Below are 12,614 nucleotides of genomic sequence, written 5' to 3' on the forward strand. Positions count from 1 at the left end.
CAATTGTGCCAGATCCTCGCGGGCAAGCCGGTTAGGACGTACTAATCAGCGGACAAACTCGCCACGGGGCCCGGATGGGCGGTCCTTTGAGCCGGCACGACGGCGAATTTCGGCCTCGACGTCATTCGGGCGCGATGAAATGGAGCGCGTTCGCTGCCCCACTGCCTGGTCGCCGTCCGGCGCCATTGACGTCAGCCAGCTTCGGTCGAACAGCTCGACCAGCGCGTGATAGGCGGCAATCGAAATCTGATCGAAGCCGCCGCCGATTCCGCCGGTGAGGAACTCGCGGAGGCGCCGGTCGACGGTGGCCGCGTCCGCGACTGGATAGCCCAGCATTGCCAGATCCTCGCCCAACGACGCATGGTCCGGCATGAATCCCTGCGCCGTGCGCAGCCGCTCGCTCGCTGCCTGCAGGCGCACCATAACGACGCGGGTCACCGAAGGCTGGGCGAGCGGCCCGAGAACGGTCGCGCCCGACCACAAGCCGCCCAGTACGCTGGCAGGCGGCGACGGCAGGAATAGGGAGAACTTGAACTGCGAATCACCGCTGGAGTCGCGGGCCTCGATATGCATGGCGCGCTTGCCGACGACGATCGGGCCTTTGTATTCGACGCGGCTGTCGCTCGACAGAATCTCGGTGTAGGTCCCGCGCAATCGGTTCTGTCCGGACGCCGCGCGCACCGTCAGCTCTCCCCGGAGCAGCTGCCCGGGGTGGATCGTCCAGGCGTGCGAATAGCAGGCGAACGTGCCGATCAGGTCGAGAGCCGAGCTCAGACCGGGGCGCTTGCCGACCGGTTCGAGATCGCGCTGCAGGGCCTCGCGGTCCCGACCATGCCGGGCACAAATCTCGTCGAGGAAGGCCTCGGCATCGCAGTCCGCGATCCATCGGCCAAGCCGGTCGAGGCCGACCACCTTCGCCCAGTCTTCGTAAATCTGCGGCTCGCGCGGCGTGGCGCGACCCTGCAGCCACTTGTCGGCCCGCGCGACCTCGAAGGAGGTATCGGCATTGACGCGGCGGAACGCTGCCGCGAGTTCCTTGCGCCCGCCGGCACCCAGAAAGGCTGCCGTCAGGCGTAGCTTGCGGTCGATGTCTCGTGCCATCCGGGCCCCCGCGCATCCGCCGTCTCGGCATTTCCAGACACATCCTGCTGGAAGAGGCGCGGAATTTCAGCACTTTTCCGCGCAAGGGGACTGCTGGAAATGCGGCTCATCAGGCACTTCTCGCCCGGGGAGTAACACTCCCGGCACAGCGCAGACTGTCAGAACCTGAACGGCCGGAGCGGCATCAGGTTGGACGCGAAGCCTGCCGTATCCGGAGCGAATGGCGGTGGGCGAGCTTGGGCCGGTGCAAGGAGGCCACCATGGCATGGTACACGGGCAAAATCTTTCGCGGCGTCGACTACGCGGCTACCTGGCCGGGTTGGAACCCCAAGGCCAACGCGCAGTTCAACGACTCCGACATGGCCAACGACGCCTTCGCCTCGTTCTGGGCCAAGGAGTACCAGGCGGCGACCCAGCCCAGCCTCAGCGTGCCGGCCAACAACGGCAGCAACTACCGCGATGACCTTGGGACCATCGCCAAGGACGGCTTCAACCTGGTGCGGCTCTACGACTGGGACATGGCCCGCGGCACCTCGGCCTCGAGCGACACGGGGCTCGATCACATCAACTTCCTGGACTATGCCAAGACGCTCGGCATCAAGGTCGTGGTGCCGGTGTCCAACTATTTCCTGAGCAACGACCCGTTTTCCTGGAACAACGCAAACCCGACCGCCGACTACGCCTTCTCCTCGGCGCCCGACGCGATCCAGAAAGACTTCAAGCAGTTCATCGCCAGCATCACCGATCCCACGACGGGCAAGATCCACGAAGCCGTCATGATCAGTGTCGCCAACGAGCCCGACTACCTCACGGGCCCCCTCGCCGGGGGAGAGAACCAGGGGCATGTCTTCGGCCCGACCAACGCCTCCGACGCCCTCGCCCGCATGAACTGGTGGGTCCACAACCTGCACCAGCAGATCAACGGATCCGGCACGGGGCCCGACGGCGATCCCGTCGTCAACGGCTCGACCGGCGCGATCGTGCCGATCGGCACGACCTTCGGCAACGGCGACCAGACTGGCCAGAATGGGAGCTGGTTCAAGGCACTGCTCTCGGGCGCCCAGGCGGGACAGGGCCTTCCCAGTACATGGTTGGGCGCCACCACCTTCAGCGCGCCGGTGACGGGCCTCGCCCAGGTCGATCCGAACTTTGCGAGCTACTATTTCAACAGCTTCAACATCGGCCAGAGCAACACGACACCGCCGTACATTCCCGGAATCGCCAACACGCTGAAGCTCCTGGACGAAGGCGCCTCGCCGTGGCCTGGCGAAACGTTCACCGTGCCGATGCTGTTGATGGAGGTGTTCACGCCCAACCGGGACAAATACAGCTCGGACGCCGAACAGGCCAAGGCCGCCCTCCAGGAGGTCAAGGCCATCGAGGAATATCTGGCGACCCACAATGCCGGCACGTCGCGCAGCACGACCAACCTGATCGGCTACAACTATTTTTCGTTCCAGGACGAGCCGGCGATACAGAAGCAGGTCGGCCTCTATCAGTACGACACCGCGATCAGCGTGGACGCTCACACGGGAACCACCAGCGTGTTCTACGGTGGTTTTGGCGACTTCGTCTTCCCGGTCTACAAGCTCGTGCCGACGGTGGGTCCGGACGGCGCGGGTACGCTGGTGGGGGCCTGGACTGCCAACTTCCCGCACGCCCTGCAAGCACACAACGATGCCTACGTGGTCACGCAGGGTAGCGCGCTGGCGACTGCCGCGCCGCTCGGTGTGCTGGGCAACGACCAGTCCGAGTCGCCCGCGGCGATAGCGCTGCAGTCGGGGGTGGAGAACGGCCAACTGGGGCTCGGTCTGGATGGCGCGATTACCTATACGCCGGATGCCGGATTCAGCGGCATCGATACCTTCAGTTACTTCGGCTTCGGAGACTACGGGTCATCGGACATCGGCCAGGTGACGATCCACGTCGTGCCAGTCAACGTCGGGCCGACGACGACGACGTTGAACCTGCTGGCGCTCACGGCCGATGAGCAGATTGCAGCGACCTACGTTGCGTTCTTCGGTCGCGCCGCCGATGCAGAGGGTCTCGACTTCTGGGTCGACGAGTTCAACGACAACTTGCCGACCCAGGGCCCTGCGGCCGTGTTCGCCAACATCGCGCAGTCGTTCGGCGCCAGCGCCGAGGCCACGGCGCTCTACCCGTTCCTGGCCGACCCTGTCGGCGCGAGCGACGCCGAGATCGGCGCGTTCCTCAACAGCGTCTACGCCAACCTGTTCGACCGCTCGTCCGACTCCGCCGGATTGGCCTATTGGACCGGGCAGATCCAGCAGACGCTGCAGGCCGGCCAGTCCGTGGGTTCGGTGCTGATCGACATCATCAGCGGGGCGCAGGACACGGCCGCGGCCAAGGACATCACGACGCTGATGAGCAAGGTGGCGGTCAGTTTGGCCTACGTCGCCGAGCAGGAGTTCCACGGAATCGTCTGGGCCGGTGCAAGCGACATCGCGGCGGCGACGGCGTTGCTGCAGGATGTGACGGCCGATCCGCTGAGCGTTCTCGTCGGCATCGCGAACGCCGAGGCCCTGATCACCAATCATGCGTGATCGGTAGTCAAGGAAAGCGCTGATCTGTGCATCAGTTCGACGGACCGGTGATCAGCCGGGCGCCGGACTGGAAAGTCACGTAGGACCACAGCCAGTCGAGGATGACGACCAGCCGGTTGCGAAAGCCGATCAGGAAGGAGATGTGCACGGCGCCCCACAGCAGCCAGGCTACCGTGCCGTCGAAGCGGACCCAGCCGAAATCGGCAACCGCGGCACGCCGGCCGATGGTCGCCATGGTGCCGTAGCTGCGGTACCGGAAGGGTGGCAGCGCGCGCCGTCCGGCGAGCTTGGAGCGCAGCAGGCGCGCGACGTAGGCGCCCTGCTGCTTGGCCACCGGGGCGAGCCCGGGCAGCGGCTGCCCCGCGGCGTCGGCGACATGCGCGGTGTCGCCGATGACGAAGATTTCCGGGTGGCCGGGCAGCGACAGGTCCGGCCCGACCTTGACCCGGCCGACGCGATCGGCCTCGACGCCGAGCCAGCGCGCCGCCGGCGAGGCGGCCACGCCAGCCGCCCAGACGATCGTCGCCGCGTCCAGGCGCTGCTCGCCGATCGTCACGCCGTCGGCATCGCAAGCCGAGACCGGCGCGCCCAGGCGCACCTCGACATGAAGTCGCTCGAGCGAATCCCGGGCGGCCGTGCTCAGCGCCTCGGGAAAGGACGTCAGCAGGCGCGGGCCCGCTTCGACCAGCACGATGAGCGCCTCGCGCGGATCGATGCTGCGGAAATCATGGCGCAAGGCGGCGTGGGCGAGCTCGGCGATGGCGCCAGCCATCTCCACGCCGGTCGGCCCGCCGCCGATCACGACGAAGGTCAGGTAGCGGCGGCGCGTATCGGGCTGCTCGGCCGCTTCGGCCTGCTCGAAGGCGGTGAGGATGCGGCGGCGGATGCCGGTCGCGTCGTCGATCGTCTTGAGGCCGGGCGCCACCGCTTCCCAGTCGTCGCGGCCGAAATAGGCGTGACGTGCGCCGGTCGCGAGGATCAAGTGGTCGTAGGCTAGGCCGGGCCGGTCGTCGACCTTCACCACCCGCTGATCCTTGTCGATGCCGCCGACCTTGCCCAGCACGACGCGGACGTTGCCGGCGCGGCGCAGGATGGCTCGGATCGGCGAGGCGATCTGCGCCGGCGACAGGCCGGCGGTCGCCACCTGGTAGAGCAGCGGCTGGAACAGGTGGTAGTTGCGGCGGTCGACGACCGTGACGTCGGCGTCGGCTCCGGCCAGGCCGACGGCGGCGCTGAGGCCGCCGAACCCGGCACCGACGATGACGATGCGCGGTCGCGTCATCGGCTGGCCTCCTTCGAGTCGCAATCGTTCTAGGCTCGGCCGAACAGGTTGAAAGCGATGGCGCGATCGATCGACAGCGCCCCCGGGCCGCGTGTCAGCACGTAGGCCAGGATCGAGGCCCACATCAAGTGCTCCGGCCAGTTGGCCGGATAGACCAGGAACTGGATCACCAGCGTCATGGCGAGCAGGGCTGCTGCGCCCAGCCGGGCAAACAGACCGAGCACCAGCAGGATCGGCGCCGACAGCTCGACCGCCGTGCCCAGGTAGGCCGCGATCTCGGGCGGCAGCAGCGGCAGGCGATATTCCTCGCGAAACAGGGTGATCGCGGTGTCGAAGCTTTGCACCTTGTTCATCCCCGAGCGGAAGAAGGTGGCACCGACCGACACGCGCATGCCGAGCTCGAGGAGCGACAGCGGGAAACGGCCGGCCCGGGCGCGGGCCGCGTCGAGGCGGCCGACGATAGTCGGCATGGGTGCCGGCATGGGATGGGAAACGCTCGTCATGGCAAACTCCTTCACGGCAAATGCCTCCGCGATGAAGCGAACGCCGGCTCCGGTCTTTGCGGGCCGGAGCCGGCTCGGGGGTGGCGTCAGCTGAGCTTGCCGCCGATGATCTTCGTGCAGGTGCCCTTGGGCAGGCTGAGCCAGGCGTCGGCCTGCGCGTCCTTCTTGGACGTGCCGGCGCACGACGAGGTCGCGGTCTGACAGTCGTTCTTGCCGGCCTTGGCGACGCCGTAGCATTTCTCGACGTTGCCCTGGGCGTAGGTCTGACTGGCGGCGCCAGCCAGCAGCGCGGTGCTGAGGGCGGCGGCGATGGTAAGCTTGGTGATCATGGTGGTCTCCTGGTTCAATGGTTGCCCTTGCGGGTGGCCGCACCATGCCGGGACCGCCCCGGGTGCTGAAATATTGCCTCACTATGGGATCGATGCGCCGGCGCTATGGGTTCATGCTCTTGCGGACCGCGGGCATCCCGCCCGCTCATTGCTGGGAGCGCGCCACTCCGATGGCGCTCTTCTAGGTGATTACACATCCCATGAGCGCCATCGGAGTGGCGTGCTCCCGGCAAAGACTCATGAGCGGGCAAGACGCCCACGGTCCGCAAGAACATGAACTCACCACACCGGAAGGCGCGCCAGCAGGCGCACCAGCCGACGTGTGCGCGGGCCGAACAGCGCCTCGGTAAAGGCGCTGCCGGCGGCGCGCTTGCTCGCCTCGCCCAGGGTCGGATAGGGCGGCACGAAGCTGGCCAGGGCGGAAATGCCGAGCCGCTTGCCGATCGCCAGACACCACGGCTGGATCAGCTCGCCGGCATGAGGCGCCGCAATCGTGGCGCCGAGGATGCGGCCGCGGCGCGTGGTGATCACCTTGACCAGGCCGTCGGTCTCGCGCTCGGCCTGTGCGCGATCGTTCTCGGCGAGCCGCCAGCGTAGCACGTGGACGGAATCACCATGTTTTTCCCGCGCGGCCTTCTCGGAAAGACCGACCTGCGCCAGCTCCGGGTCGGTGTAGGTCGCCCACGGCGCGATCGACGCATCGAGGTGGGCGGGCGCACGAAACAGCGCGCCGCGAATGAACAGCGAGGCCTCGTAACCGGCCATGTGGGTGAAGGCGTAGAGGCCGTTGCAGTCGCCGATCGCCCAGACGTTGCGGTTGGAGGTCCGCAGCCTTCGGTCGACGGTGATGCCACGCTTGGTGAAGGCGATACCGGCCTTCTCGAGACCAAGCCCGTCGAGGGTCGGCGTGCGCCCGGCGGCGACCAGGAGATGGGTGCCCTCGAAGCGCTCACCGTCCTCGAGGACCAGCGCCAGCCCTGCGGGCGTGCGCTCGGCGCGCGCGATCCTGGCCGGTGCGCGCAGATCGATTCCCTCGGCGCGCAGGCGGGCAACGACAATGGCCGCCAGCTCGGGATCGTCCTTGGGCAGGAAGTCGGCCGCCTCCAGCACGGTGACGCGCGCGCCCAGCCGCCGGTGTGCCTGCGCCATCTCCAGGCCGATCGGCCCGCCGCCAATCACGATGAGATGGCCGGGAAGGATGCGGTTGGCGAAGAGCGTCTCGTTGGTGAGATAGGGCAGGCCTGACAGGCCGGGGATCGGCGGCACGGCGGGGCGCGAGCCGGTCGCCAGCACGATGCGCCGGCTGCGGATGCGATGCGGTCCGGCCTGCAGCTCGGTGCGGCCGATGAAGCGCGCCTCTTCGATGAGCACCCGCACTCCCAGCCCTTCGAAGCGCTCGACCGAATCGTTGGGCGCGATGGCGGCTATCGTCGCGGCGACATGGTCCATCACCTTGGCGAAGTCGACGTGCGGCTCGATCGGCGCCACGCCGAACGCCGCGCCGCGCCGCTGCATGTCGGCCAACCTGGCGGCGGCGAGCAGCGCCTTCGACGGCACGCAGCCGTGGTTGAGGCAATCGCCGCCCATCAGCGCCCGCTCGATCAGCACGACATCGAGGCCAAGCTGGGCGGCACCGGCCGCAACCACCAGGCCGGCGGAGCCCGCGCCGACGACGCAGACATCGGGCGTGAGCGTCTCGGTCATCGCGGCGACGTCGGACCGGCGCGCACGCGAGAATAAACGACCGGGATCAGGGCGAGCAGCGAGAGGCCGAGCAGTGGCAGCAGAATACGCCATTCGAAGATGATGCCGAAATCCGGCACCTCGCCGCGCGCGATCACCTGGCCCAGGCCGGCGCCAAGGCTGGCATAGACGATCGCTGCCGGAATGATGCCGATCACCGTCGCCAGGACGTAGGGACCGAGCCTCATGCCGAGCAGGGCCGGTACGATGTTGACCAGCCAGAACGGGAACACCGGAACCAGACGGAGAAAGAGCAGGTAGTTGAAGCTGTCGCGCCGAAAGCCTGCCTCGAGGCGCGCCAGCGTGGCGCCGACCTTGCGATGGAAGACATCGTAGAGGGCTGAGCGGGCTGCCAGGAACAACACGACCGAGCCCAGCGTGGCGCCGATCACCGACAGCACGGCGCCGAGCCAGACGCCGAACAGGAACCCGCCGACCGGCGTGATCAGGACGGCGACGGGGAGCGAAAACGCCACCACCAGCGCGTAGACCAGGACGTAGAGCAGGCTGGCCTGCAACGGATTGCGGGCGACCCAGGCGGCGAGCGTAACGTGATGGCGCTGCAGCATCTCGAAGGAAACGTAGCGTTCGCAATCGAGCAGCAGGAACAGCGCCAGCCCCAGCAGCAGGATCGCCATTGGAATCAGCCGGCGCCAGGGCGGCATGGTCATTTCGGCGAGGTCATTTTCAGCAGTCGCATGGTTCACCGCCGATATTGGCGCGCCGCCCGGCGCACTCAAAGCAAATGCAGGTCACGCTGGCGTGACGGCCTCATGCGGACCGCGGGCGTCCCGCCCGCTCATGTTCACGAGACTATGAGCGGGCGAGATGCCCGCGGTCCACATGAGTCACTTCCCCGGCAGCCCCGGATCGGTCGCCGCGAAGCTCGGGCGGCAGCTCACGTGATCCCACCAGGCCGTGAGCCGCGGTCGCTCGCGCAATAGCGCGGCGCCCGCGGGCACCAGCGCGAGATAGGCGACCATAGCGCCGAGATGAAAATCGGCGAGGGAGACCCGGTCGCCGACCAGGAAGCCGTCGGGCGCGGCCAGCGCCTCGAGGGCCGCCAGGACCTTGGCGGACCCGGCGAGGCCGGCCTGGATTTCGTTGGTGTCGGCCGGCCGGCCGGCGGCCGGGCGGAACGCGCCGTGCGAGAAAACCTGCCGAACCATCGGCCAGTAGCCGTAGGAATCGACCACGGCGATGATCTGGTCCATGCGCGCCATGGCACGCGGCGGCGCCGGCTGCAATGCCGGCCCGCCGAAGGCCCGGTCGACGTAGCGCGTGATCGCGGCGGTCTCGTAGAGTGCGAAGCCGTCATGCACCAGGGTGGGCACCCGGCCGAACGGGTGGAGTTCAAGGTAGGCCTGGGACACGGGGAGGGCGAACGGGTCGATTTCGACGCGCGTGTAGCCGACACCCTTCTCGGCCAGGACCAGCCGGGCGATGCGGTTGTAGACGCTGTAGTGATAGCCGTGCAGGACAAGGGACATGCGGGGAGGCTAGCCCGGCGTTGACTCGACGCGCCACCGCGCTTATTACCCTCGCCCACGATTTTGCCCCCGCCGGGTACGCGCGGGGGCCTTGTATTTACAGGAGTTGCGTCATGAAACGCACCTATCAGCCGAGCAAGCTGGTGCGCAAGCGCCGCCACGGCTTCCGGTCCCGCATGGCGACGGTCGGTGGCCGCAAGGTCATCGCCAACCGCCGCCGGTCCGGCCGCAAGCGCCTGTCGGCCTAGCCCATTTGTCCGTAGCGCGGCCAGTTTGAGCGCAGCGCGACTGGGGCGCCTGCCGAATCGCCGCGACTTCCTGCGTGTCCAGGCCGGGCGGCGCTGTGCCATGCCCGGCTTCGTGGTCCAGGTGGCCCCTGTCCCCGCCGACCTCACCCCTGCCGACCTCGAAGGGTCCCAGATCCGGGTCGGCTTCACCGTCAGCCGCAAGGTCGGCAATGCGGTCGTGCGCAATCGTGTGCGCCGGCGCCTGCGCGAGGTCGCCCGGCTGGTGATCCCCGGCCAGGCTCGGGCCGATCTCGACTATGTCCTGGTCGGCCGCCAGGCGGCCCTCGGTCGCGAATTCGCGACCATGCAGGCGGACCTCCTGCAGGCGTTGAGGCGTCTGCGCGCATTGGCTGTCGCGACGCCATGACCCCCCACGGACAGCTTGCGCAGCGGCCGGCGAATCGCCAGTTTCCGGGCCGCATGGTTTCACTCGCGATGGCTGGCCTGCTGCGGGGGGCAATCCGGCTCTATCAGCTGACGCTCGCCTATTTCTTCGTCGGCGCCTGCCGCTTCGAACCCTCCTGCTCGGCCTACGCCGCCGAGGCGGTAGCGCGCCATGGCGCTCTCAAGGGCAGCTGGCTCGCCGGGCGCAGGCTCTGTCGTTGCGGCCCGTGGGGCGGTAGCGGGTACGATCCCGTGCCGCCCGCCTCCGCCCAAGCTCGTTCACCGCTTTCCTGTCATCCCGCCGAGCGCGCCTGACGCGCTGCCGGAGTTCGCTTCAATGGACCAGAAGAACCTTATCGTCGCGATCGTGCTCTCGGTGCTGATCATCGTGGGCTGGCAGGCGGCCTTCCCGCCGGCCAAGCCGCCAGTCAACGGCAGCCAGCAGCAGACGACCAGCCCGTCCGGTGCGCCGCAGGCGCCGGCCGGTCAGCCCGCCGCGCCGGGGGCGCCGCCGGTCGCCGGCGCGCCACCGCAGGTCGTGAGCCGCAAGGACGCGCTCGAGCGTTCGCCGCGCGTCACCTTCGATACGCCCGAGCTGGTCGGCTCGATCGCGCTCAAGGGCGCGCGCATCGACGACGTGAACCTGGTGAAGTACCGCGTCACCATCGATCCCAAGAGCCCGCCGGTGCCGGTGCTGTCGCCGGTCGGCAGTGCGCATCCCTATTACGCCGAGTTCGGCTGGTCGACCGGCGATGCCGCGATCAAGGTGCCCGGTCCCGACACGCTGTGGACCGCCGACAACACGACGCTCGCGCCCGGCAAGCCGGTCAAGCTCACCTGGGACAACGGCGAGGGGCTGGTGTTCGGCCTCACCATCGGCATCGACGACTTCTTCATGTTCGACGTGAAGCAGAGTGTCGAGAACAAGACCGACAAGCCGGTGACGCTCTACCCGTGGAGCCTCGTCGTGCGCTACGGCGAGCCCCCGGCCGAAGGCATCTACATCCTGCACGAGGGGCCATACGGCGTCTTCAATGGCGGCCTCAAGGAGTTCAGCTACTCCGACTTCAAGGACAACAAGCAGCAGAAATTTTCCACCACCGGCGGCTGGGTCGGCATCACCGACAAGTACTGGATGGCGACCCTTGTGCCCGACCAGAAGACCAAGGTCGACGTCAACATAAAGTCGACCGGCGCGGGCGCCGACCTCAAGTACCAGATCGACTATGTGGCGCCGGCCATGACCGTCGCGCCCGGCGCCATGGGCACGGCCGGCGATTCGCACCTGTTCGCCGGCGCCAAGATCGTGCGCGTCATCGACGCCTACGAGACGAAGCTCGGCATCGAGAAGTTCGACCTGACGATCGACTGGGGCTGGTTCTGGTTCTTCACCAAGCCGCTGTTCTGGCTGCTCGAATGGCTCTACGTGCAGCTCGGCAATTTCGGCCTCTCCATCCTCATTCTGACGGTGATCGTCAAAGCAGTGTTCTTCCCGCTGGCCAACAAGTCCTATGCGGCGATGAGCAAGATGAAGGCGCTGCAGCCGGAGATGGAGAAGCTGAAGGAGCGCTACGGCGAAGATCGCCAGCGCATGAACCAGGAGCTGATGCAGCTCTATCGCCGGGAGAAGGTCAATCCGGCGGCCGGCTGCCTGCCGATCCTGGTGCAGATCCCGGTGTTCTTTGCGCTCTACAAGGTGCTCTACACCACCATCGAGATGCGCCATCAGCCGTTCTTCGGCTGGATCAAGGACCTGAGCGCGCCCGATCCGCTTACCATCCTGACGGGCTTCGGCCTGTTCCCGTGGCACGTGCCGGAGATCCTGCATTTCTTCAACATCGGTATCTGGCCCCTGATCATGGGCGTCACGATGTACCTGCAGCAGAAGCTCAACCCGCAGCCGACCGACCCGGTGCAGGCCCGCGTCTTCCAGTTCCTGCCGATCCTGTTCACCTTCATGCTGGCGCCGTTCGCGGCCGGCCTGGTGATCTACTGGGCCTGGAGCAACATCCTGTCGATCGCCCAGCAGTACACCATCATGCGCCGGCACGGCGTGCAGATCGGCGGCAAGGCCAAGCCCGCCGTGGCCGCCGCGGTGCCCGCGCCGGCGGCCGGGCCCGGTGGCGCTGGCGGTGGCAGCGCTGGCTCCGGCAGCAGCAGCAGCGGGAAGAAGGGCGGCAAGGGCGCGGCCAAGAAGAGCTGATGGCCGACCAGGACGCTTCGCCTGCGGAGACCGGGGCGCGAACGCCCGAGGAGATCGAAGCAGCGCGCAAGCTGTTTGCCGGCCCCTGCGAGTTCGTGGCCGGGGCGGCATCCCTCGACTCGCTGCCGGCCATCGCCTTGCCCGAGATCGCCTTCGCGGGACGCTCCAATGTCGGCAAGTCGAGCCTGGTCAACGCGCTCACCGGCCGGCGGTCGCTGGCGCGCACGTCGTCCAACCCGGGCCATACCCAGCAGATCAATTTCTTCAACCTCGGCGGCAGGCTGTTCCTGGTCGACCTGCCGGGCTACGGCTTCGCCCGCGTGTCGCGCTCCCTGAAGGAGGCCTGGCAGGATCTGGCGGCGGCCTACCTGCGCGGCCGCCCGACATTGAAGCGGGTCTGCCTGCTGATCGACGCTCGCCACGGCATCAAGGACGCCGACCGCGAGACCATGAAGAACCTCGACAGGGCCGCCGTCTCCTACCAGCTCGTGCTCACCAAGGCTGATCAGCTGAAGCCGGCCGCGGTCGCCCGCGCCGTCGCTGACGCCGAGGCGGTCGCCCGCCAGCATGGCGCCGCCCATCCGCGGGCGCTGGCGACCAGCAGCGAGACCGGCCTCGGCATCGCCGAGCTCAGGGCCGAGATCGCGAGCGTCGCGGGCTCCGACTCATTGCGCGAATGAGAATATGAGCGCCATCGGAGTGGCGCGCTAAGTGGCGCGCTCCCAGCA

13 protein-coding genes are annotated in these 12,614 nt (G+C 67.8%); 6 read left to right on the forward strand and 7 right to left on the reverse strand.

Annotated features, from left to right (window positions below; genetic code table 11):
• Positions 1-45: 45 nt before the first annotated feature.
• The gene (locus tag AB7O82_RS22450) at positions 46-912 is read right to left on the reverse strand and encodes a hypothetical protein (protein ID WP_428620207.1); all 867 of its coding nucleotides are present in this window, start codon (positions 910-912) and stop codon (positions 46-48) included.
• Between the two features lie 449 nt (positions 913-1,361).
• Between AB7O82_RS22450 and AB7O82_RS22455 the strand changes: the two genes are divergently transcribed.
• Positions 1,362-3,665: a DUF4214 domain-containing protein gene (locus AB7O82_RS22455; protein WP_428620208.1), complete on the forward strand. Its 2,304-nt coding sequence runs from the start codon at positions 1,362-1,364 to the stop codon at positions 3,663-3,665.
• A gap of 31 nt (positions 3,666-3,696) precedes the next feature.
• Here the strand turns inward: AB7O82_RS22455 and AB7O82_RS22460 are convergent, their stop codons facing one another.
• From AB7O82_RS22460 to AB7O82_RS22485, 6 genes are all read right to left on the reverse strand, one after another.
• A complete protein-coding gene (locus AB7O82_RS22460) occupies positions 3,697-4,947 on the reverse strand; it encodes an NAD(P)/FAD-dependent oxidoreductase (RefSeq protein WP_428540062.1) in 1,251 nt (416 codons plus the stop codon).
• 29 nt (positions 4,948-4,976) lie between these two features.
• Complete coding sequence (locus tag AB7O82_RS22465) at positions 4,977-5,450, reverse strand: DoxX family protein (RefSeq protein WP_428540065.1); 474 nt, start codon at positions 5,448-5,450, stop codon at positions 4,977-4,979.
• Between the two features lie 86 nt (positions 5,451-5,536).
• Positions 5,537-5,779 (reverse strand): DUF2282 domain-containing protein, encoded by a 243-nt coding sequence (locus tag AB7O82_RS22470; RefSeq protein ID WP_428540068.1) that lies wholly within the window; start codon positions 5,777-5,779, stop codon positions 5,537-5,539.
• Between the two features lie 279 nt (positions 5,780-6,058).
• The gene (locus tag AB7O82_RS22475; RefSeq protein ID WP_428620210.1) at positions 6,059-7,483 is read right to left on the reverse strand and encodes a dihydrolipoyl dehydrogenase family protein; all 1,425 of its coding nucleotides are present in this window, start codon (positions 7,481-7,483) and stop codon (positions 6,059-6,061) included.
• The gene (locus AB7O82_RS22480) at positions 7,480-8,193 is read right to left on the reverse strand and encodes a TVP38/TMEM64 family protein (protein ID WP_428620211.1); all 714 of its coding nucleotides are present in this window, start codon (positions 8,191-8,193) and stop codon (positions 7,480-7,482) included. Before AB7O82_RS22480 ends, AB7O82_RS22475 begins: the two co-directional genes overlap by 4 nt.
• A 177-nt stretch (positions 8,194-8,370) precedes the next feature.
• Positions 8,371-9,012 (reverse strand): glutathione S-transferase family protein, encoded by a 642-nt coding sequence (locus AB7O82_RS22485; RefSeq protein WP_428540075.1) that lies wholly within the window; start codon positions 9,010-9,012, stop codon positions 8,371-8,373.
• 113 nt (positions 9,013-9,125) lie between these two features.
• On the opposite strand from AB7O82_RS22485, the gene rpmH reads away from it, so the two are divergent.
• The 5 genes from rpmH (at position 9,126) to yihA (ending at position 12,566) form a co-directional block, all read left to right on the forward strand.
• The gene (gene rpmH / locus AB7O82_RS22490) at positions 9,126-9,260 is read left to right on the forward strand and encodes a 50S ribosomal protein L34 (protein WP_020698875.1); all 135 of its coding nucleotides are present in this window, start codon (positions 9,126-9,128) and stop codon (positions 9,258-9,260) included.
• A 25-nt stretch (positions 9,261-9,285) separates the two neighbouring features.
• The gene (gene rnpA, locus AB7O82_RS22495) at positions 9,286-9,666 is read left to right on the forward strand and encodes a ribonuclease P protein component (RefSeq protein ID WP_428547565.1); all 381 of its coding nucleotides are present in this window, start codon (positions 9,286-9,288) and stop codon (positions 9,664-9,666) included.
• Between the two features lie 68 nt (positions 9,667-9,734).
• Entirely contained in the window at positions 9,735-9,998 is a 264-nt protein-coding gene (gene yidD, locus AB7O82_RS22500; protein WP_428620213.1) for a membrane protein insertion efficiency factor YidD, read from the forward strand.
• Between the two features lie 22 nt (positions 9,999-10,020).
• The gene (yidC, locus tag AB7O82_RS22505; protein ID WP_428547571.1) at positions 10,021-11,886 is read left to right on the forward strand and encodes a membrane protein insertase YidC; all 1,866 of its coding nucleotides are present in this window, start codon (positions 10,021-10,023) and stop codon (positions 11,884-11,886) included.
• A complete protein-coding gene (yihA, locus tag AB7O82_RS22510; RefSeq protein ID WP_428547574.1) occupies positions 11,886-12,566 on the forward strand; it encodes a ribosome biogenesis GTP-binding protein YihA/YsxC in 681 nt (226 codons plus the stop codon). The genes yidC and yihA overlap by 1 nt, the downstream gene beginning before the upstream one ends.
• The last annotated feature ends 48 nt before the right edge of the window (positions 12,567-12,614 follow it).

The sequence above is a fragment of the Reyranella sp. genome (assembly GCF_050185545.1).
Taxonomy (GTDB): domain Bacteria; phylum Pseudomonadota; class Alphaproteobacteria; order Reyranellales; family Reyranellaceae; genus Reyranella.

Bases quoted from the DNA above. Each gene is read 5' to 3' on its own strand.
- AB7O82_RS22475 (WP_428620210.1), bottom strand. From the start codon at position 7,483: ATGACCGAGACGCTCACGCCCGATGTCTGCGTCGTCGGCGCGGGCTCC.
- AB7O82_RS22480 (WP_428620211.1), bottom strand. From the start codon at position 8,193: ATGACCATGCCGCCCTGGCGCCGGCTGATTCCAATGGCGATCCTGCTG.
- AB7O82_RS22460 (WP_428540062.1), bottom strand. From the start codon at position 4,947: ATGACGCGACCGCGCATCGTCATCGTCGGTGCCGGGTTCGGCGGCCTC.
- yidD (WP_428620213.1), top strand. From the start codon at position 9,735: ATGGCTGGCCTGCTGCGGGGGGCAATCCGGCTCTATCAGCTGACGCTC.
- AB7O82_RS22455 (WP_428620208.1), top strand. From the start codon at position 1,362: ATGGCATGGTACACGGGCAAAATCTTTCGCGGCGTCGACTACGCGGCT.
- rpmH (WP_020698875.1), top strand. From the start codon at position 9,126: ATGAAACGCACCTATCAGCCGAGCAAGCTGGTGCGCAAGCGCCGCCAC.
- AB7O82_RS22470 (WP_428540068.1), bottom strand. From the start codon at position 5,779: ATGATCACCAAGCTTACCATCGCCGCCGCCCTCAGCACCGCGCTGCTG.
- AB7O82_RS22465 (WP_428540065.1), bottom strand. From the start codon at position 5,450: ATGACGAGCGTTTCCCATCCCATGCCGGCACCCATGCCGACTATCGTC.
- yihA (WP_428547574.1), top strand. From the start codon at position 11,886: ATGGCCGACCAGGACGCTTCGCCTGCGGAGACCGGGGCGCGAACGCCC.
- AB7O82_RS22485 (WP_428540075.1), bottom strand. From the start codon at position 9,012: ATGTCCCTTGTCCTGCACGGCTATCACTACAGCGTCTACAACCGCATC.
- yidC (WP_428547571.1), top strand. From the start codon at position 10,021: ATGGACCAGAAGAACCTTATCGTCGCGATCGTGCTCTCGGTGCTGATC.